The 19969-nt window shown below is 40.5% G+C and carries 18 protein-coding genes and 1 pseudogene; 4 read left to right on the plus strand and 15 right to left on the minus strand.

From position 1 onward, the window contains the following. The first annotated feature begins 322 nt into the window (after positions 1 to 322). Positions 323 to 481, plus strand: a complete 159-nt coding sequence (locus QZ995_RS05615) for a hypothetical protein (RefSeq protein ID WP_301804165.1) — start codon at positions 323 to 325, stop codon at positions 479 to 481. A 184-nt stretch (positions 482 to 665) separates the two neighbouring features. Here QZ995_RS05615 and QZ995_RS23795 read toward each other — a convergent pair whose 3' ends face one another. Continuing rightward, complete coding sequence (locus tag QZ995_RS23795; RefSeq protein ID WP_366919684.1) at positions 666 to 893, minus strand: phage antirepressor KilAC domain-containing protein; 228 nt, start codon at positions 891 to 893, stop codon at positions 666 to 668. 154 nt (positions 894 to 1047) lie between these two features. Between QZ995_RS23795 and QZ995_RS05620 the strand changes: the two genes are divergently transcribed. Together QZ995_RS05620 and QZ995_RS05625 are read left to right on the plus strand one after the other, a co-directional pair. Next, positions 1048 to 1572, plus strand: coding sequence for a hypothetical protein (locus QZ995_RS05620; protein ID WP_301804166.1), 525 nt, complete (start codon positions 1048 to 1050; stop codon positions 1570 to 1572). A gap of 208 nt (positions 1573 to 1780) precedes the next feature. Further along, positions 1781 to 2659 (plus strand): annotated as a pseudogene (locus tag QZ995_RS05625) (aminoglycoside 6-adenylyltransferase). Between the two features lie 361 nt (positions 2660 to 3020). On the opposite strand, the gene QZ995_RS05630 reads toward QZ995_RS05625, so the two are convergent. The 3 genes from QZ995_RS05630 to QZ995_RS05640 all read right to left on the minus strand — a co-directional run bounded on the left by QZ995_RS05630 (position 3021) and on the right by QZ995_RS05640 (position 7422). Further along, positions 3021 to 3479: a GNAT family N-acetyltransferase gene (locus QZ995_RS05630; protein WP_301804169.1), complete on the minus strand. Its 459-nt coding sequence runs from the start codon at positions 3477 to 3479 to the stop codon at positions 3021 to 3023. Positions 3480 to 3535: 56 nt separating this feature from the next. Beyond that, entirely contained in the window at positions 3536 to 3826 is a 291-nt protein-coding gene (locus tag QZ995_RS05635) for a hypothetical protein (protein WP_301804172.1), read from the minus strand. 281 nt (positions 3827 to 4107) lie between these two features. Then, a complete protein-coding gene (locus QZ995_RS05640) occupies positions 4108 to 7422 on the minus strand; it encodes a DEAD/DEAH box helicase (protein WP_301804174.1) in 3315 nt (1104 codons plus the stop codon). A 350-nt stretch (positions 7423 to 7772) separates the two neighbouring features. Here QZ995_RS05640 and QZ995_RS05645 point away from each other — a divergent pair, with 350 nt between their 5' ends. Then, positions 7773 to 8585 carry a MurR/RpiR family transcriptional regulator gene (locus QZ995_RS05645; RefSeq protein ID WP_301804177.1) on the plus strand — a complete coding sequence of 271 codons (813 nt, stop codon included), beginning with the start codon at positions 7773 to 7775 and terminating at the stop codon, positions 8583 to 8585. Positions 8586 to 8681: 96 nt separating this feature from the next. Here QZ995_RS05645 and QZ995_RS05650 read toward each other — a convergent pair whose 3' ends face one another. The 11 genes from QZ995_RS05650 to QZ995_RS05700 form a co-directional block, all read right to left on the minus strand. After that, complete coding sequence (locus tag QZ995_RS05650; RefSeq protein ID WP_301804852.1) at positions 8682 to 9365, minus strand: N-acetylmannosamine-6-phosphate 2-epimerase; 684 nt, start codon at positions 9363 to 9365, stop codon at positions 8682 to 8684. Between the two features lie 29 nt (positions 9366 to 9394). Next, positions 9395 to 10936: a PTS transporter subunit EIIC gene (locus QZ995_RS05655; RefSeq protein WP_301804179.1), complete on the minus strand. Its 1542-nt coding sequence runs from the start codon at positions 10934 to 10936 to the stop codon at positions 9395 to 9397. A gap of 231 nt (positions 10937 to 11167) precedes the next feature. Further along, positions 11168 to 12175, minus strand: a complete 1008-nt coding sequence (locus QZ995_RS05660; protein ID WP_301804181.1) for a tagatose 1,6-diphosphate aldolase — start codon at positions 12173 to 12175, stop codon at positions 11168 to 11170. Between the two features lie 63 nt (positions 12176 to 12238). Then, complete coding sequence (gene gpmA, locus QZ995_RS05665; RefSeq protein ID WP_301804184.1) at positions 12239 to 12979, minus strand: 2,3-diphosphoglycerate-dependent phosphoglycerate mutase; 741 nt, start codon at positions 12977 to 12979, stop codon at positions 12239 to 12241. 260 nt (positions 12980 to 13239) lie between these two features. Then, positions 13240 to 13644 carry a nuclear transport factor 2 family protein gene (locus tag QZ995_RS05670; protein ID WP_301804186.1) on the minus strand — a complete coding sequence of 135 codons (405 nt, stop codon included), beginning with the start codon at positions 13642 to 13644 and terminating at the stop codon, positions 13240 to 13242. A gap of 45 nt (positions 13645 to 13689) precedes the next feature. Next, positions 13690 to 14340: a DsbA family oxidoreductase gene (locus QZ995_RS05675; protein WP_301804188.1), complete on the minus strand. Its 651-nt coding sequence runs from the start codon at positions 14338 to 14340 to the stop codon at positions 13690 to 13692. A 331-nt stretch (positions 14341 to 14671) separates the two neighbouring features. Next, positions 14672 to 16246 (minus strand): fatty acyl-CoA synthetase, encoded by a 1575-nt coding sequence (locus tag QZ995_RS05680; RefSeq protein WP_301804191.1) that lies wholly within the window; start codon positions 16244 to 16246, stop codon positions 14672 to 14674. 151 nt (positions 16247 to 16397) lie between these two features. Beyond that, positions 16398 to 16919 carry a hemerythrin domain-containing protein gene (locus tag QZ995_RS05685; RefSeq protein ID WP_301804194.1) on the minus strand — a complete coding sequence of 174 codons (522 nt, stop codon included), beginning with the start codon at positions 16917 to 16919 and terminating at the stop codon, positions 16398 to 16400. 147 nt (positions 16920 to 17066) lie between these two features. After that, positions 17067 to 17663 carry a hypothetical protein gene (locus QZ995_RS05690; RefSeq protein WP_301804197.1) on the minus strand — a complete coding sequence of 199 codons (597 nt, stop codon included), beginning with the start codon at positions 17661 to 17663 and terminating at the stop codon, positions 17067 to 17069. Positions 17664 to 17744: 81 nt separating this feature from the next. Next, on the minus strand, positions 17745 to 18866 hold the full coding sequence (locus tag QZ995_RS05695) for a Ger(x)C family spore germination protein (RefSeq protein ID WP_301804202.1): 1122 nt from the start codon (positions 18864 to 18866) through the stop codon (positions 17745 to 17747). Further along, a complete protein-coding gene (locus QZ995_RS05700) occupies positions 18863 to 19966 on the minus strand; it encodes a GerAB/ArcD/ProY family transporter (RefSeq protein ID WP_301804205.1) in 1104 nt (367 codons plus the stop codon). Before QZ995_RS05700 ends, QZ995_RS05695 begins: the two co-directional genes overlap by 4 nt. Positions 19967 to 19969: the final 3 nt, after the last annotated feature.

The raw sequence follows: 19969 nt of genomic DNA on the forward strand, positions 1-19969 counted from the left end.
TGAGAATGGCCCACTATGACCAGCTAAGATAATCGAGCAATAATGAATATCTGTGCGCCAAAAAGCATCTGTCTTTCATCTGTTTTGCATCTCTATGCCTTCCCATGGGTTTCAGGATGATCATGTTCCACGTGTGTGCCTAAACCACTAGTTCACCTTTTTTGCGATAGATAATGGATGTTATTGGACATGATTTCCTCCACCACACAAGTAATGTTTTGTTACACCTCTCACATTTGGATAGATTTTCAATAATTAGTGAAACCTAAAACATGAAATAACTACATGTTAGAAAGATTAAATTCATCGGGTGGTGATCATAATGGACTCACGACAACGTTCCACAAAGGAAGAACCAACGATAGCTCCAAGTATGAACGGTCATGATCCTCTAGAAGAAAAAGCGAGCGCTGATGAGGTGGAAAAAGGAGAGTATACTTCAGTCACTAAGCTTTTTCTTGACCGGACTCCAGAAGATTAGAAACGGGTAACAATGTCCGTTTCTTTTTTTGTCCCAAACGATCTGTTATCAGTCATTGTCTTTACTTTACAGACAATTCCACGTAAGTCGGCCCCCTCCCTTAATCCGCTCTTCATAAAACATTCCAATCTCTACTGCGTCTTCAAGATATGGCTTTTCAGATATGTTGTTCATCTCCTGTTGTTCAATGGCCTCCGTCATGTCTTGTTTCAGAATCGGCTTTCGGCATAAGTATTTTATGCTTACGCAGAAATGAGAATAAAGTATTTCTGCCTATATTAAATGGTTTTGCAACTATTGCCATAGTCTGCGAATTTCCAGCAGATATTAGTGTTTCAAACATCTCAACTTTTGGGGCTTGAGTTTTCAGATAAACTTCTGTTCGGGGACATAAAATGAATTTTTTGTTTATCTAATAGTACTAGATTTTGAGCCAAGGAAGTTGATAGCAAGAGGGTGACCGTGTTATTCTGTGCAATCCAGAGCCCTACTGGGGTTCCTCTTCAAAATATGGTGAGTACGATCACACCTATAATCAAAACAATCTATTCTTTCTGGAAAAACTTTTGAAAAAACCAATACAGGTTTTCATAGCGGGTGACGAGCATCATTATCGTCGTTTTGAATTCGTAACTGCTGCTCTCCTAATCAATTGCGGGGTTATATTTTTGCTTAGTTCGTATTTGAATTTGGATTGGGCTTCAGGCACTCTTGCTCTATGCATGCTGTTCATGGCAATTGGGTGGGTAATCGGATCATCTTTAATGGGGCTTTATATACATATATATATATCGTTAAATGTTTTCGGTCGGCACAGCAACGAGGCTTTTTCCTCTTTAAAGATTGGAGACCGGAAAAACTTCCTGCGCATCCATATTGACAAGGAAGGAAACCTGACGATATGTCCAATTGGTTTGGAGAATATTGTTACCCGTTGGAAACCAGCTCCCCTTACAGAAACAGGTCCATTACTTGAGCCTGATGTCAAATATCCTGAGAGTAGGAAAGCTGTTCCTAAATTAATCGAATCTCCCATCATCCTTTATCCGCGGACTTCAAGCAAATGCCCCCTTGGCACATGTTTTTCTTAATATCCATGGCCAACGGGTCATTTTTTTCTATCTATTTCTCTACCTTTTCTTTTCTGTTATCTACTCTTGTTAAATGCTCCAGAACGCAGGGATAAACATCTCGTATGGCATTTTTGCCAAAAAGACAATTAATATGACCATACTCTGGGATTATATGATGATGATAGAGAGAGCTTCCATTTCTTTCACATATGGAGGTTAGAAAACAATGAGATCTGAAAAAGAAATGCTGGAAATGATCCTTGATTTTGCAAAAAATGATGAACGTATTCGTGCAGTAACGCTGGAAGGATCACGGACGAATCCAAATGTGCCCAAGGACTTGTTTCAGGATTTTGATATTAGCTATCTAGTGACCGATATAGATTCCTTTATTGAAGACCCTGAGTGGATGAATGTTTTTGGGGATCGAATTATTTTACAAACTCCTGAGGCCATGTCCATGTTTCCTCCTGAATTGGGTAGGCGTTTCTCATACCTGATGTTGTTTACTGATGGAAACCGCATCGACCTGACTTTATTCCCCTAAGTGAAGCAGAGGAATTTAGCAAGGAGAATAAGCTACTGATCGTTTTAATGGATAAAGATAGCTGCTTTCCTGAGGTCCCTTCTCCAACTGATGTAGATAATTGGATAAAGCGTCCGTCTGCTGAATTTTTAGCAGATTGCTGCAATGAATTCTGGTGGGTCTCTACTTATGTAGCAAAAGGATTATGGAGAAAAGAAATTCTTTACGCCCAGGATCACCTTAACAAATATGTAAGACCGATGCTGTTGACAATGCTGGATTGGTAGGTTGGTATCCAAACGGACTTTTCAATTAGTGTAGGGAAAAATAGCAAATATTTGGAGAAGTATCTGTCAGGGGAATGCTGGAAATCCCTTCTATCCACCTATTCCGATGGGAGCTACGAAGGTACATGGAAAGCGCTCTTTACGATGGAGGATGGAGGAATTATTTCGCAGTACAGCCAACTATGTAGGAGACCACTTACACTATAATTATCCTCAGGATGATGATCAGCGTGTTACGGCTTTTTTAAAGCATGTCCAAACACTGCCCTTGCACGCCGGCAAAATCTACTGATTTTTAGGTGATTATAGGGCTTATGTTTAAGTTTTTTGTTTTACAAAAAAAATCTGCCGTATCGACAGATTCATTTATTCGGCAATATGTGAAACAAAACTAGAGCTCCTCATTTCTATTATAGAAATTAGACGTCACTTTTTGCTTCAAAATCACTTTTTATCAGTTTTTCCCTAAGAGGTTATTGCACGCTATAGATTTGCTTAATACAAAATACTGTACCAGTTACCTTAAAGGCTTTAAGAGAAGTTCTTTTTAGGCTCCCGTTAGACTTCGAGGTAACTGGTACTGATATAGATTTAGCACATGCTTTTCATATGAATATAGTACTTTGAACAATCGTTTCCCGTTGTTACATCATCTATTCAAAAGCTGATAACTCATACTGCAATAATGGCAGCATCCTATCTTTCCACACAGTAGAAGGTATTTCACCTATTTGTCTAGCTCCCATTTTTAAATAAAATCCTTGTGCATGAGGATCGCTGTCAATCGTGAATTTCTCTATTCCTAATTCAATTGCTTTTTCTTTTACAAAACTCCATAAAACGCTACCGTATCCCTGCCCTTTATAGTCCCGATGCATGTAAAGGAAATCGAGGCTATCAAGCTCTTTCCTCACAAATGAAAAAAAGCCAATGACTCTGCCTTCCTTTTCTAGTACATAAACATGATTTTCTTCTATGTATGCTTGGGTTATGGTTAAATCCTCTTTACAAGCTACTATAAACGCTTCGTCATAATCCCATGTTGCCTTTGAATCTAGAGCAAGTTGGCTTAGTTCCTCTGCTTCCGATAAGATAGCTTCTCTAAGCATCATCACCCATTCACCCCCAGGTCTGTCTTGTCCTACACTCGACTAGAAACGATATATCATCAGCTCAGTAGTTTTTTCCACAGTTCATCATAGTCGCCATTTACTCGTAAATTTCTGAGTTCTTCATCAGTGCTTGCTATTGGTATATCTCGCTTTGTTGCTATTGATCCTACATGATTTTTACAATACGTTGATCTCGCTATTATTTGAATGGCTTTGCTTTCTCGATTAGGAATCGCACACTGAATGTAAGAGGCATTTTCTTCACATTGAATACATGTTATGTTAGTTGGAATTAGTTGCAGTGGTTTTAAGAGTTCAACGTTTACGTATGCTTTCTTGTCTGGCATTTGATTCCTCCAATATTTCATTATGACTGTTTTATTTTTATATTATCTTACATTCATTCTATCCTTCCATATTGTATGTCGCTATTGACAATAATCTACTGTATGAGCATGTAACATTTGGAATTTATATAATCTTATATTATTATTCTTTATATGTAAAATAGACGTTTAGCTAATTTCTTTTTCTTTTCATATCATTATCAATGATACGGAGTGTTTCTAGAAGTCCGTATCATTGATAGTTTGTAAAACACGAATACTCTTCGGGCATGTATATTTGATCAAATCATCAAAATCTCCCTGATTTCCTGCTCAGTTAAAGTAGATAAAGCTTTATGGCCTGGCTGAATTACTTCCTCAATTAGATTTTTCTTTTTCTGCTGAAGCTCGTACATTTTCTCCTCCACCGTACCTTGGGTGACCAGACGTACCACCTGCACTACGTTTTTCTGTCCTATTCGGTGGGCACGATCAGCTGCTTGCTGTTCTACAGCCGGGTTCCACCACAGATCATAGAGAATAACCGTATCTGCTCCGGTCAGGTTCAATCCAGTACCACCTGCTTTTAAGGAAAGAAGAAACAAATCTCGCTCCCCTTCATTAAACCTGTTACACAGCTCAACCCGCTCAGCAGCAGGTGTACTTCCATCCAAATAAAAGTACGATACCCCCAAATAGCCTAGCTCTCGACCAATTAATCCAAGCATCTGGGTAAATTGAGAGAACACCAATATTCGTCTCCCAGCGCTTAAGCACTCCTGAATAACCTCTAGCAATTGTTCAAGTTTGGCGGAGCTTCCCGCGTAGCCTTCGACAAACAGAGCAGGGTGACAGCATATCTGGCGAAGCCGAGTCAAACCAGCCAGAATTTTAATCTTGTTTTTCTGAAAGCCATCCTCATCCAAATGTTTTAATGTCTCCTCCTGTAATTTTGCCAGGTAGGCGAGATATAATTTCTTCTGATCTGGTAGAAGCCCAGACGCTTGCAGTGATTCGATCTTTTCGGGAAGTTCCTTTAATACATCGGTTTTCACGCGGCGTAATAAAAATGGTCGAATCTTCTTAGCTACCATTTCTTGCGTTACATTATGGAACGCCTTTCTATTCTGAAAGAGTTCTGGGAACACTGCGTCAAAGATCGACCACAATTCCTCCAGTTTGTTTTCGACAGGTGTTCCAGTAAGAGCAAATCGATACTTGGCTTGAATCTCCTTTACTGCCTGTGCCGTCTGTGTGACGTAATTTTTGATGGCCTGTGCCTCGTCTAAAATTAGAGTATGAAATATCGAGGCAGCATACAAATCAATATCCCTACGCAGCAGTGGGTATGAGGTAATGATAACATCCGCCCCTGATGCTTCTCGTATAATGCTAGTGCGCTCCACTCTGCTTCCATCAGCGATGACTGTCTGAATCTCGGGTGCAAATCTTTTCAACTCATTTCGCCAGTTGTACACCAAAGAAGCTGGGCAGACAATTAACGCTGGCATACCCTGCTCTCGGATCTCCGGTAGCACGGACACGATAAACGCGATGCTTTGCAATGTTTTGCCCAGTCCCATATCATCTGCTAGAATACCGCCAAAACGATAGTGTGCTAACGTTTTCATCCATTGAAATCCATAAATCTGGTAGTCTCGTAGTACATGAGCCAAGCTTTCGGGTACAGGAAAATCCAGATTGTCGGGATTTCGGATATTTTCTAAAAGACGTCGAAGCGATTTGCCCAGCTTGACGTTCTTGCCCCTTTCATGTGAATCAATCAAATGAAGTCCACGGACTAACGGAAGGCGTAGATTCGCTTCCTTCCAATCCTCTTTTCGTATACCTAGCTCATGTATAAAAAGGGAGATTTCCTGGAACTCCACACTCTCCAGAGGTAATAATGCTCCGTTCGGTAATCGATAGTATTTCCGCTTCTCTTCAAGCGATTTCAGTAGCTTTCGAATGTCGGAATCGGGTATTCCAGCCATTTCAAAATTAAATTCAAGCCATTGCATTCGGTCATCTACATCTACTGTTATTTTAGGAGGAGCATGCCCAGTGTGAAGTCTTACTTTTACTGCTGTAGTTGCATATACCTTTAAGAGCTTCTCTAGCTTGGGAATGACATGGTATAAAAATTCATATTCCGCCTCTTCATCATCCATAAAATATCCTGCCTCTGTCTTTACAAAAGAGCTTTTTTCCATAAGCTCCAGAATTCGTTGCTCCTGATCACCATCCCTCATGAGAATCGGATCAGTATCTCTCTTCCGGCTAGCAGCCTCCAAAGGATTGATGATAATATCGCCATATTGGAATTCAAGACCTGCAAGCAATCGATTTCTCACTCTGTCTAGGTATAGCCTTGCCTGCAAAGGTGTTTGTACGATTTTCTCAGAAACAGCTTGAGCAATATGCACACTTCCTAGCTTTATCAGACCAGGTACAACCTTTTCCATAAAAGGTTCCATTTGCTCCGGCTGAATCTGAACTTGATTCCTGTGAGCTGGATCAAGCATTCTTTTTAGTTCAAGGAGACGCTTGCACTGTTCCTGCTGTAGCTTAATAAGCTTTCCGTCTGAGAGGACGATTTCATATGATTCCATGATGGTAAGCTTATCTAAGCCGCGAATATCCAACTGATAGCCTTTAGACTGCGCCTGGTCGAATTCAAATTGCAGAGGCAATGGCCCGTCGGATAAGCGGATGCCATCAATTAGACGATCTCCCTGCTCAAGCTTTACCAATGGAGCCATCATTAGCAGAGCTAGAAGAGGCTCCCATGAAAAGGGAGGAATCAAAAGCATCCGATCACCGCTCTTACTATTAACATGGACGGACATATTCCATGTATCTTGTAACATCCTTTCGTTCTTACCAATTTGGATTAATTGCTGAAGAACCTCATCATTTTCTTTTTGAAAGCTATGAAGCTCAGGATCATAGGCAAAGTGTTTCGAGAATATCACACCTTCGCGACGATCCATTCGATCAAGAAATTCTCTTATATTTTTAACAACATATAGCCGTTTTGGCCCCAATTTAAGCTCTAGACCAAACATGTACCTGCCATAACCATAATGGAAGGGTCTACAAATAAATTCTACGTCAAGTGCCTCCCTTGTATCTAGGAGTGCACGCGTACTGCTTGGACGAAACGATTGGCGGCTAAATATCTTCAGCATATGTTTTGCCATTTGTGCATCTTGATCAGAAAACATTGCAGGTCGCTCCATAGAAGCTGCAGATTTTGCTCTCGGATACCCGAGCCACTCCGATATCTCCTCTTTAGCCGGCATCCGACTGCCAATGGCACGGCTATCTGATCGATCCCTATCCCGTATGCTTAACAATACAGCAGCAATATGCTGACAAAATAAATCGTACGAAGAAAGAGCAGGACATGTGCATTCAGCCCTCACTTCCCGTTGGTCTAATGTAACAGTAACCTGGTAACCGTTCCCCACATTTACCGTTGCTTGATAGCTTTGTTGATCTGGGTCATAATGCGTAATCATCACCTTTCCCGTTCGATAATATACGTCACCTTTTTCGTAAGAGACCTGACCGCACAAGGTTTTAATAATCCTTCGCCTTAACTGAACGCTCATTGCGCTGTTCCTTCCTTTTGCATGTTAATTTGCTCTATCCCGTTTTTACTTTCGTACCTATGATAGCAGAATCAGATCCAAATAAGAAAAGGTTCCTTCAATTGAACGGCGATGAAAAGGTAGATTGAAGATTTCACTAAAAGTATAAATAAGATAAAAAAATCCTGAACAAGATCAATCTCAACTACCAATAAACCCTGGTCATCTTCCTTGAAAACAACTTCCTTAGTTACTAAAATCGAAAAAAATGTTCCTTCTGTAAGACAAGTCCTAGTTAATATGTTTTGTCCAAATGTAAATCAAACAGTATAATGAAAGTATTTCATGCATGAGAGGAAGGTGCCCAGCTTTTGTCTACAGCAGGAGTCTTCGAGCGTATTCAAATTAATTTTCACCTGCTATCTTCTAAGGAAAAAGAAATCGCAGAGTACATCCGGAAGCATAAGGATCTGATTTTAAACATTAACATTAAGGAATTAGCACGAAAAGTAGAAACGTCCACTTCAACCATCACCCGATTTTGTAAAAAAATTGGCTGTAATAATTTCGTCGAGTTTAAAATCATGTTAAGTCGTGAGGTTGCTCCTTCAGAAACAAGTGAAAATATGTTTGCTCAAGTAGGAAATACCTATTTGCAGATCATCCAGTCTACAATGGAAATGATTGATCCGGCCATTATTAAACAGATTGTTCAATTGATTATAAACTCACGAGTCATACACATCTATGGGATCGGCAGCTCAGGCTTGACCTCTCTGGAAATGAAAAACAGATTGGTTCGGTTTGGCTTACTGGTCGATGCGATTATTGATCCTCATATGATGCTGATGGATGCTTCGCTTTTAACCAGCAATGATTTGGTCATTTGTCTGTCAAACACGGGGCTGACACGTGAAGTCATTGATGCTGCTAGAGAGGCTAAGTCACATGAAGCCACCGTCATTAGCATCACAAACTATAATCACACGCCCCTCACCGATACCTCTGATATAGTCCTGTTCACATCCAACCTTCGGCGAAGTGATGAATTACAATTGGTGCAAAGCCAGCTTGCATTCTATTTCATCATTGATGTCATTTCTATGCTGTTAGCCGAGGATCCTGATTTATTGGCAAAACGACAAGAAACGTTGCGCGTTCTTTACCAGCATAAACAAGGATAATTTTTAAAAAAAGAAGGCTTTCACCCAATTGGCGAAGCCTTCTTTTTTAGACTCTACATCTGTCTTTCTCGTACTAATAGAGTGATAGGCTGATTATTATGCTTTCGAAAGCTGATCAGCAAAACGTTTTGTAATCTGCTGCGGACGCGTTATCGCTCCTCCTACAACTACAGCATAAACCCCTAGCTGTAAGCAGCGCTTGGCCATATCAGGAGTCAAGATATTTCCCTCCGCAATCACTGGCACACAAATACTTGCAAGTATGTCTTGCAAAAGGGAAAAACCGTTATCGTACAGCCTTTGCCCGATACTCTGAGGGGTGTAGCCAACGAGAGTAGTAGAGACAAAATCAAAACCAAGCTCCTCTGCCTTTTTCGCTTCTGTTAAAGTCGCAACATCCGCCATTAGCAATTGGGACGGGTATTTCTCTTTTATTTCCTGAACAAATCGTTCTAGTGTTTTCCCGGCTGGTCGAATTCGATCAGTTGCATCTAATGCAATAATTTCACAACCTGTCTCGACTAGTTCATCTATTTCTTTCATGGTCGGAGTGATATAAATTTCTGAATCGTCGTAATCGCGTTTAACAATTCCTATAATAGGTAGCTTGACCTGTTTTTTAATTTCTGCAATATCTTCCCTCGTGTTGGCACGAATGCCAACAGCACCGCCTTCCTCAGCAGCCCGTGCCATTCTCCCCATGATAAAAGCGCTGTGCAAGGGCTCATCAGGCAATGCCTGACATGATACTACCAAGCCATGTTTAATTTGTTCTTTTATTACTTCGTTTGTGATCTCATTCACGGTACCTACACTCCCAATGTTTCTTCAATTTCATTTTTAATGATAGTCACGTGTGGTCCATAAATAACTTGAACGCCGTTTCCCTTCATAATGACACCTTTTGCTCCTGTCTTCTTCAGCTCTTCTTCAGACACTTTTTCACCGTCAAAAACAGTCATACGCAGGCGGGTCGCGCAGCAATCCACATCTTTAATATTTTCGCTTCCACCTAAGGCTTCAATAATAGTAACGGCACGACTTGTTTGCGCTCCATCCGTCTCAGCTTCATTTGAACCCTGATCAGTTTCGCGTCCAGGGGTTTTTATATTAAATTTCTTAATCGCAAAACGGAAAGTGAAGTAGTACAGGAAGAACCAGAAAACACCAATTACCGGAACATATAACCAGTTAGTTTTGGCAGTACCTTGCAGAATTCCAAACAGAACAAAGTCAATAAAGCCACCGGAGAAGGTTTGACCAATCGTAATCTGGAAAATATGAGCCATCATAAACGCTAGACCATCAAAGAATGCATGCACAGCATATAACGCAGGGGCAATGAACAGGAATGAAAATTCAATCGGCTCCGTAATTCCTGTCAAAAAGCAAGTTAGACCGGCCGAAAGCAGTAGACCGGCAACTTTTTTGCGATTCTCTGGCTTCACACATTGATACATGGCCAGTACCGCTCCCAATAGTCCAAACATCATGGTAATAAAGCGTCCTGACATAAAGCGAGCCGTTCCAATATAAAATTGCGTTGTGTTTGGATCCGCCAATTGGGCGAAGAAAATTTTCTGGGTTCCTTCTACTAATGTTCCATTAACGACCAACGAGCCACCAAGGCCGGTCGTCCAGAATGGCATGTAGAAAATATGATGCAAGCCAAAAGGACCTAGTAGACGAAGAATAAATCCATAGAAGAATGTTCCAATGTATCCTGTTGATTCAACGAAGCCACCTAGCTTGAAAATTCCTGATTGAATAGGTGGCCATACAAGAAACATAGCTACTCCCAGCAAAATAGAGGCAAATGAAGTGATGATAGGAATAAAACGTGAACCACCAAAGAATCCTAAAAATTGAGGCAGTTCAACCTTGTTGTACCGATTATGCAGAAGAGCTGTTAAAACACCAACGACAGCACCTCCGAAAACCCCGGTTTCTAATGTTTGAATACCAAGCGTCATTCCTTGACCAACGGCTGCCAAATTCTCAGTTGCTAGCTTGCTTGTAATAATGAGCATCGCGTTAATAGTGGCGTTCATCACTAAATAACCCAATACTGCTGCCAGTCCAGCGGTTCCTTTATCAGAACGAGCCAAACCTACTGCAATCCCAACAGCAAAGATGATAGCTAGGTTAGCAAACACAATAGAACCCGCTGAGCTCATAATGGTGAAAATGGCTTGTAACCAAGGTACATCCAAAAATGGATACGCTACCAAAGTATTGGGATTCGATAATGCTCCTCCAATACCAAGTAATAAACCTGCAGCAGGAAGAACAGCGATAGGTAGCATGAATGATTTCCCAAAGCGCTGTGCTTGTTCAAAGAATCCGCTCATTTTCTTCTCCCCAGTTCTATGTTGAAAATTATTTTCGTTTTAATTTTAAAATAAGGTAATTGTTTTCGTCAAGATATTTATGTAATCGTTCTCATAATTCCCCAATCTTATCTTTTTTCTCACGTACAAAGACAAAAAAACCAGTACACTCCTGTTTTGACAGCAATGCACTGGTTTTACTCTCTTATGTTCTATCTATATTTAGTATTACTTCACAAAGGCGTAATGGAACTAGTCTATAATTTGGATGTCTTCTATCTTTCCATAAATGGACCACCATGGAGAAGCTTTATCTAATAATTCGTTTAAATGATCAATATTATACTTCCCCTGGGTTTGAAGCCACTGACGCAACCCCTCCTCCTCTCCTTCTCCAAAAGCAGCTACGCCGTCAAACCAAGTAGCCCGTCCACAAAGTACACCACAAAAGGCAGACTCAGCTTCGATCGCGAACTCAATGGTTTTCCGGAATAATTCCGATGTAACGCCTGCACTTAAATAGATAAAGGGTAAGGTAGCTAGGTCTGAAGCTTCTTTAAAATGACTGGCAGCTTCCTCTCTCGTATAGGCATACTCTCCATCTCCAAATCCCTCAACATAGTTGAAGTTAACAGGAACCTCTACCTTTAATACATCAATCCCATAACGTGGCTTCGAGAATTCTCGAATGGACGCCTTTACTTTAGCAGGCTTTATTTTTGCAAACTCAATGCTTTTTGTGTCTTCCACAAACTGATCATAAACAATAGGCTCCACAAAAAGAGGTATATCTACCGCTCTGCATTCCGCTCCTATTCTTTCTAGGAATGCATGCTTTATTTCATTAATTTCAGTAGGTTCGTCAGGATCATAGTAGACTAAAATCTTAACTGCATCTCCTCCTTGCTCTTTTATTCGGAGAGCAGACAAATCTTCTATCACATCTGGTAAACGCCCTGGTTCCGCAGCATCATATCCTGTTTTCTCATAAGAAAGCAACAATCCTGCTCGATCATCCTTTGCCTTAATACCGTATTCTCCTGTTTCTAGATCTAATAGGATCGCACTAACATAAGGAGTTAATTCACGGGAAACAGCCTCTTTAAAAATCTTGACCTGTTCTATATGATAAGAGTCTCCTTTGACTTTTTGAATCATTTTCTTCATAGAACCCCTCTGGTCAATGGCTAAAGCAGCGATTACTCCTTTGTCATTCGATAATCTTTGTAATCCTTCAAATTTTCCGCGTTGCATCTTCATTTTACCTTCACTCCCTCCAATTCATTGTGGAAAAATAGATACTCCAATGCCAAATAATCTTAGTTAATGCATATCAATATGCTTGGGAATTTGGCCTTCAGGAACCTTGCCGTCCATACTTAAATAGTAATGACTAATTGGGTTTAATTGATTATCCAATTCATATACAAGCGGAATACCAGTCGGGATGTTTAAACTTACAATACCGTCCGCCGATATTTGATCTAAATATTGGATTAAGGCCCGAATTGTATTTCCATGAGCGGAAATAATGACCTTTTGGCCTTTTTTCAGTGTAGGGGCAATTTCCGTATTCCAATAGGCTAAAACCCGTTTTTCGGTATCCTCAAGATTTTCAGTGAGAGGAAATTCCCCTTCTTTTAACGCTTTATATTTTGGATGTGAGGCTTCAAAGCGCTCATCATCCTTTGTCAGAGCAGGCGGACGTACATCGGTTGACCTTCTCCATAATTGAACCTGCTCTGCTCCATATTTTTGACTCGTTTCCGCCTTATTTAAGCCTTGAAGAGCCCCGTAGTGACGTTCATTTAACTGCCATGTTTTATGGACAGGAATCCACATGAGATCCATTTCATGTAAAACAATCCACAAGGTACGAATTGCCCTTTTTAAAACAGAGGTGTAGCCTACGTCAAACACATACCCATTTTTCTTCAGTATCATTCCTGCTTCTCTTGCTTCTTGAAGCCCATTCGCGGACAAATCCACATCTGTCCATCCTGTAAACCTATTTTCGAGATTCCATAGACTTTGCCCATGCCGAATAAGTACTAGTTTCATCATTACTGATTCCCCTTTCAACCCAAAAGGTCCATTAGTAAGCGATCAGCCTGTCAGGCATACATGAACGGTTCTTTTCCTTAACTTCAAGCAAGGCTATTCATATGTAGTATAGCATTAAATTGGTATTTTATTTCCTGCATGGAAACGACCAAAACAATGCCAAAAAATAAAAAAGGCAACTAGAACAATCGAATCCTTTGTTCCTAGCTGCCTCAAGTCCTTCACTTATGCTACGGCTGTTTTTTACGTTTGATGATTACTTAAAAGGTCAAAGCCTGTTGCACAACATGACTATCAACGTATTGTTTAAATTTGATAATTTTCCCCTCGTGAAGGTGATAAATGTGTACAAACTCTGCTTGAAACGCTTTTCCTGTTTCTTTATACGTTCCAGAATAAACCCCTTCAACGATAATGATATCCTTCTCGTTTACTTCATGATAAGTGTGTACGCTTGCCTTGAAATCGTCCCATTCCGTTGCCAAACGGCTAAATACATTTTGCATGACAGCCTCTGCTCCAATGTATGTTCCACCATATGGAAAGCCTGGTGCTTCAGTCCATTCTACGAAATCCGAAAGAGCTTCAAGCAAATGCTGAGCGTTAGAAGAAGATGGACCCTCGTATGTTCTGCGAATGATTTCCAAGTTAGTTGGTTGCCCCATATTAGTATCCTCCAGATTCAGATAAGCTAGTCTGATGTCAATCTATTAGCATTCCCCGTCCAGAGAGCATTGCAATCCATCAAACTCATTTGTCTTATTTTTATCTAGCTGCTTATCAATAATTTTTGCTAACGTTTCCTTGCTAGCTAATCCCTGTACCACTTCGTCACCTATCACGAGCGTTGGAACAGCCGTGATTTGGGCTTCTTCATAGGCATGCTTTAATAGCTTCTGATGCACTTCTTTATATTTTCGTGTTACCAAGGCTTCCCTGCACTCATCCATATCAAGTCCAACTTCACCCGCTAGTTTTGTGAGTACATCAATATCTTCAATGTTTTGTTCTTCTTGGAAAAAGGCTGAAAACACTCTATGGTGATACTCATTGCCTTTTCCCTTTTCCTTCGCGTACTGATAGGCTTCAAATGCCAAGTGTGTATATGGATGCGGTGAAACACGCGGCAAACGCATTTCAATTCCCAGTTTTTTAGCCGTCGGCAGAATAAATGAATCCCAGGAGCCTAGCTTGTCAGGCTCCTTCCATGGATCAATTTTTGAAGAAGGACTTGGACGCAATTCAAATGGCATCCATTCTACTTCTACATCCTTTTCCTTCACGATCTCATCTAAAGGACCTTTTCCTAAAAAACAAAATGGACATATAAAATCAGAATAAGCTTTAATTTTTATCGTCATCGTTACATTACCTCATCTTTCCATTTATGATCCTATTGTCATAACCATGCATGCTAGTTACATAAAAAGATTCAAGTATATACTATTCCACTGCTAGGAATTCACAGACAATGTGATACCGTGCTTCTGTCTCATCAATATGTAACCATTATAGTTACAACTAAAGTTTAAGTCAACCATTTTATACGATCTATACTAGAATTGCTAATACGTTAAAAATTTATCCTTATTGAACCACGTTTCATAATCACCTCTCTCCTTGCCTTGCTCCTTATGAAAAAGAAGCCTTTTTTCCGTTACGAAAAAGGCTTCCCAGCAAAGCTTATCAATGTTATTTTTCCACTTCACTCAACGTCTGGTATTGTATGCGTAGGTCTCTTTTCAAAATTTTCCCGCTAGGATTGCGCGGTAGCTGATCCGTGACCACAATAAACTTAGGCACTTTAAAGGAGGCGAGTCCCTTTTTACAAAATTGCAATAATTCTTTTGTTTCTATTTCTTCCCCTGCTTTCGGCACTACAATCGCTGTAACTGCTTCAATCCAATACGGATGCGGAATACCGATCACTGCCACCTCGGAAACCTTGGGGTGCTGATAAATCCATTCTTCAATTTCACGACTAGCTACGTTTTCACCTCCCGTTTTAATCATATCCTTCTTGCGATCTACCACTGTTATATAGCCCTCTTCATCCATGATTCCGAGGTCTCCGCTATGAAACCAGCCCCCTTGAAAAGCATTTCTCGTTTTATCCTCATCCTTAAAATAGCCAAGCATGATATGACTGCTCCGATGAACAATCTCGCCGATATGACCAATCGGCACTTCGTTACCTGAATCATCAACAATTTTTGTTTCTACATGTAAGGCAGGCTTCCCAGCCGAGCCTGTTTTGCGAAGCTGATCATGCGGTTTTAATACGGTGGCTAGCGGAGCTACTTCTGTTTGTCCGTAAAAATTATACAGCTTGCATTGAGGTAAGCGCATACTAAGCTCTTTGATAATCTCTACAGGCATGACGGCAGCTCCGTAGTAGCATTTTTGTAAAGAAGATAAATTACGAGCTGTAAAATCCTCGGAACGCAATAAGGCGATCCAAACAGTAGGCGGACAGAAAAGCTGTGTTGCCCCGTATTGTTCTACCGTCTCAAGCATCAGTGCAGGTGTAGCATGTTGTAAAATAATACCGCTTGCACCGACATATAAATGAGGGCCTAAGAAACAATGAAGCTGGGCGGAGTGGAATAACGGCAAAGCATGAACCAAAATATCCTGCTCCGTCATATCACCATCTAAGATTACACTCATGTATTGCGCTATCAAGTTTTTATGAGTAAGCATCACGCCTTTTGGCTTGGACTCTGTACCACTTGTATACATGATGTGAGCGACGTCATCATCATCCAAGTCCACATCAGGCTCCTCTGTTGGCAAGTGAGCAATCATCCTACGCAATGGCATCCATTCCCCAATAGGATCGGCAGGGCTTGATATGATGGCTCGCAGTCGCAGCTCACAGTTCGCAATCACATTCGCATTATCTGCTACAGCTAGGAATTCTGGCGCAACAAAACAAGCCTGAATCTCTGCATGTCCCATGATATAGGCAACATCCTCTACATTCAGCATATAGTTGATCGGAACCATAATAACCCCCGCTTTAGCTAAAGCGAACGTAACAATTACAAAATCAAGTGAGTTACAGGATAGTACAGCAGCCCGATCACCTGTTTGCAGCCCCCGAGAGCAGATATATTGAGCTGTTTGGTTAATTAATGAATCGAGCTGCTGATAAGTAACCTCCTCCCTTTTAAAGCGCAAAGCTATTTTTTTCGGAAAACGACGGCTGCTTCTTCTGATCATATCCCCTAATGTATTGCGGCGCGTTCGTTGAATTTCTCTCACTTCCATACCTCCCCACTATTACTCTTTATTATATATGGATTTGGTATGTTTTCAGAATGTTTCGTCATAAATAAAACCTTTTCTAGTTCATGCAGCAGTGACTGTCGCAGAGACTGCTCAGACGTTGAACAGTCTCCTTTATCCGATTTGGTTACCCCTGTTTTTTTCTGTCTGCTTCAGTTAACTGTCTCTGCAGCTCGTCCTTCTGTTCCTCTAAAAGCAGTTGGTTTGCCATTGGAAAAAGAACCATCTCTTCCTTCATAAAGTGATCGGATAAAACTACGTAGGCTTTTGCTACAGGATCGGCCGTCATAATAGCTGAGTTCTTGTCAATCGTTACACCTACCGTGCTCATTTTTTCTTTGAAATGTACTAAATGCTGCTTTGCTTCTCGGTGTTCCTCTTCCATGACTGCAATAGGTCCGTTCTCTCCACCCGTTAGCTTAAATATCATGGGGAAAAAAAAGGATTCTTCACGTTCGGCGTGCTTTTCTAGCATAAGCAAGAAACTGTCTACCTTTTCTTCTAATGAACGCAGACTTTGAACATAGCTTTTCTCATCACCTGTTTTCCCCATCGTAACGGCTTGCTCATACAATTCTTCCATTAATTGCCGGAGCGGACCATGCTCGTTCTTTAATTGTTCAAAAGCGGGTGATAATTCTTTATGCATGGTACTTTTCCTCCTTGTTTTCTCTGCTTCTAGTATACTTTGTTTTTGCTGTAAATTGTGAGAAGTTGTAACGTTTTTACCAAAATAAAATAGGCACCTCCTTTTAGCCCCTCAAGAGATGCCTATATCCTTTTGGATCTTTACCGTTTACCTTGTACTCTCTTCTCCCCGATGAATGAATTGCTGTTCAACCAATTCCTGGTGAAACCGTAAAAAGTGTAAATAAACACGAACAGCTTCATCAAATCGCTCCATACGGCTTTGTAATTGTTGATGTTCGCTCAGACCATAGAAGCGGCATTCGTGAACATGCATCACCCAGCGATCGAAGTCTCCCTTTCCAAACCAAATACGTTGATGAAAAAATTTTCGCATCATGTATAAAAATGATTCTTGGGAATAGTGATCTTGAAACTTGATTACTTGGTTCTCCCATTCATGCCGGACTTCCTCATGAAAAACGCTAAGAAACCATTTCATCGTACCTTCCACTAAAAGTCCGATATTCGTCCAAGCAAGCAATAAATCCCCAGGCTCTGTGCTCTGCATATTTAGCCAACGGTGCAGGCTTTTCGATAAACTAATCTGGCACAATAAGGTATCCGCCGTGACTAGGTGAGCAGTAGACAGTTGTTTCGATCGAGGAGGAATGCTCCAACTTGCATGAATGCTAGTGTGTCGTTTAATTACTTCATCTACGACTTGTTCTAATGGCATATGCTCTACTTGTTCCCATGACACCATAACACGTTCTCCCCCTCATCTGTTATAATACAGTTATTCTACTCGCTTTTCTCTGTTTTGTATAGCGTAACTATTGCCCTGTTATTCTTGAACTAAGCCGTTGAAAATTACCCTAATTTCCGGCTCAATCATAATAGTTATCCTTGCAAGTGCACTTCCCCAGTCCATCTGCATGTTTTTCCAATCCTGATAATAGTACGCTCTCATGTAATCTCCTAGTCCTAGAGGATCTACTTTGTGCTGCTGGATTTTTTTTATTACCTTCTCTGTTTCTTTTTTTACTGCTTTTTCAAGAAACTTCTCAATTGATTGCATGGTGTTCTGCTCAGGAAATAAATGTACGCTTTCATTCAGGATTGCATCCATTTTTAACTGGATTTTATAGTAAAATTGATTATCGTTTTTTACTAGTTCCACCTTGCGAGTCACACGCTCAAAGGTAGCGCTTATAATTTTACTCTCCGCTTTATTTTTTGTTTCCTTCAGAGGTAACGTCAGGGAAAACAAGCCTTTATGAATGCGCTGAAGCATATGCATAATCGCAGTCTCCTGAAGAGAAAGCGTCGTTACAGCCTTTCCTTGCTGATTTAATAAAGCCGTCCCTTTTATCTTCAATTGATTTTTTTCTTTACGAACAACTCCCATATAAGGTGTAATCGTCTTCTCCAATACCGTCCATTGAAAATCGAGTAACGTAGTACGCGAAATCAGGTTACGCACTGCTGTCGAATCAATTAACTGACCAAGATATATGGGCAGACGGGGCTTGTTTTTTGCATCGAACATAATCACATCCTTTACCGGCCCATCCACCATTAAAACATTCGCATTACTAGCACTAGTCACATCCCGATACAAAACATCTAATAAGGGAAAGACATCATGTGATTCCAATAATTCCCTTCCAATCAAAACCTGCTGGAGTTTGGCAGTAGTTAACAATCCAATAGAGCTGGCATCAAAAAAATTACGCGCGTTACGAATACTATCTGCTCTGACTTCATGTGTTTCTACTTTATTAGAAGCATCTTCATTAAAAATAGGGCTTACTGAATAGTAATAAAGATTGCTTCCTTTTTTATCCAAACCAAGTGTTAAATTAAACGTTGCATTCTCAATATTGATTCGTTGCGAGCATCCGCTCATTAAAAAAGAGAGCAGAGCGATCCACAGAAACATGTGAAGGTATTCCTTGTTAATCATCTCTCTCGCCTCCTCTGTATGACCTTTTGAAATAGGACAAGATACAGTAAGAAGATTGGAGGGAACAAATAGCTCACGAAATAGCTGAGGGGCTGTGCTATCTCTAAAAAATGACGGATGTCTAAAAAGCTAGGCGAATAAAAAAGCGAAATGACTACAAGACCTCCTAAAAAAATCAGAAAGTGTTTCTTCTTCATCTCAGCATGGCATAGATTCTCTACGGTATAGACGGAAAAATAGCTGAGGGTAATCCATGATATCGAAAGAACAAACAAATAAAACGACAGAAAGATGACTTCAAAACGCTCTAAAAACGGAAACTCCACTACCTTTAATAAGGTAAGCGTGGGCCACATATAGTTAGCTACTTGTTCCTGTGAAAAAAAGAGAAAGCAGATGATGGTGACAAACAGCAAAACCAGCATTGAAATCGTATTGGCAATAAGAGCACCTGCTGTTGCTTTTGATTTATCCTTTAAGAAAGGATAGAAAAACATGATCATCTCAAAACCCCAAAAGAAGGTAATGGCTGGCATAACACCTTTTATCACCGGTTCTAGTCCTTCCCGCATGATAGGAAGCAGATAGAATGGATTAGCGTATTGTAAGGGAAAAAACAACAGCAAAGGCATCCACATACTTATCAAAATGGCAAATTGAGCATAGCGAGCTATGTTCTTAAATCCATGAGAACACAGCATATAAATGGGGATAACAAATAAGCTCATTAACCAAAAGCTCGAAATTCTCTGTAGAACCCATACCTGGGTTGAAAAAATAGACCCTGCTACTATTGCATAGGTAAACACGACGAGGTGGAGCGCTATCAAAAAATACATGATCCGGCCAACAATTGGACCACAATAGATATGTAAAGACTGGAATAGCGTAAGTTCGGGATTTCTGGCCATCATTTTGGTGATCATGATACTAGCTATACACACGATGATCCAACTCAACACAATAGATATCCAGCCATCTATTCCTACTTCACGAGCTAAATCTCGCGGAATATATAAAATCCCCAAGCCTACCTGATTACCCGCAATTAAAAAAATATATTGATACAGCGTTATTTGATTATGCTTCACATCACCCATCTA

The sequence above is a fragment of the Brevibacillus laterosporus genome, from assembly GCF_030489605.1.
GTDB lineage: Bacteria > Bacillota > Bacilli > Brevibacillales > Brevibacillaceae > Brevibacillus_B > Brevibacillus_B laterosporus_E.

Bases quoted from the DNA above. Each gene is read 5' to 3' on its own strand.
- QZ995_RS05615 (WP_301804165.1), top strand. From the start codon at position 323: ATGGACTCACGACAACGTTCCACAAAGGAAGAACCAACGATAGCTCCA.
- QZ995_RS05630 (WP_301804169.1), bottom strand. From the start codon at position 3,479: ATGATGCTTAGAGAAGCTATCTTATCGGAAGCAGAGGAACTAAGCCAA.
- QZ995_RS05635 (WP_301804172.1), bottom strand. From the start codon at position 3,826: ATGCCAGACAAGAAAGCATACGTAAACGTTGAACTCTTAAAACCACTG.
- QZ995_RS05640 (WP_301804174.1), bottom strand. From the start codon at position 7,422: ATGAGCGTTCAGTTAAGGCGAAGGATTATTAAAACCTTGTGCGGTCAG.
- QZ995_RS05655 (WP_301804179.1), bottom strand. From the start codon at position 10,936: ATGAGCGGATTCTTTGAACAAGCACAGCGCTTTGGGAAATCATTCATG.
- QZ995_RS05660 (WP_301804181.1), bottom strand. From the start codon at position 12,175: ATGAAGATGCAACGCGGAAAATTTGAAGGATTACAAAGATTATCGAAT.
- gpmA (WP_301804184.1), bottom strand. From the start codon at position 12,979: ATGATGAAACTAGTACTTATTCGGCATGGGCAAAGTCTATGGAATCTC.
- QZ995_RS05670 (WP_301804186.1), bottom strand. From the start codon at position 13,644: ATGGGGCAACCAACTAACTTGGAAATCATTCGCAGAACATACGAGGGT.
- QZ995_RS05675 (WP_301804188.1), bottom strand. From the start codon at position 14,340: ATGACGATAAAAATTAAAGCTTATTCTGATTTTATATGTCCATTTTGT.
- QZ995_RS05685 (WP_301804194.1), bottom strand. From the start codon at position 16,919: ATGCATAAAGAATTATCACCCGCTTTTGAACAATTAAAGAACGAGCAT.
- QZ995_RS05690 (WP_301804197.1), bottom strand. From the start codon at position 17,663: ATGGTGTCATGGGAACAAGTAGAGCATATGCCATTAGAACAAGTCGTA.
- QZ995_RS05695 (WP_301804202.1), bottom strand. From the start codon at position 18,866: ATGATTAACAAGGAATACCTTCACATGTTTCTGTGGATCGCTCTGCTC.
- QZ995_RS05700 (WP_301804205.1), bottom strand. From the start codon at position 19,966: ATGGGTGATGTGAAGCATAATCAAATAACGCTGTATCAATATATTTTT.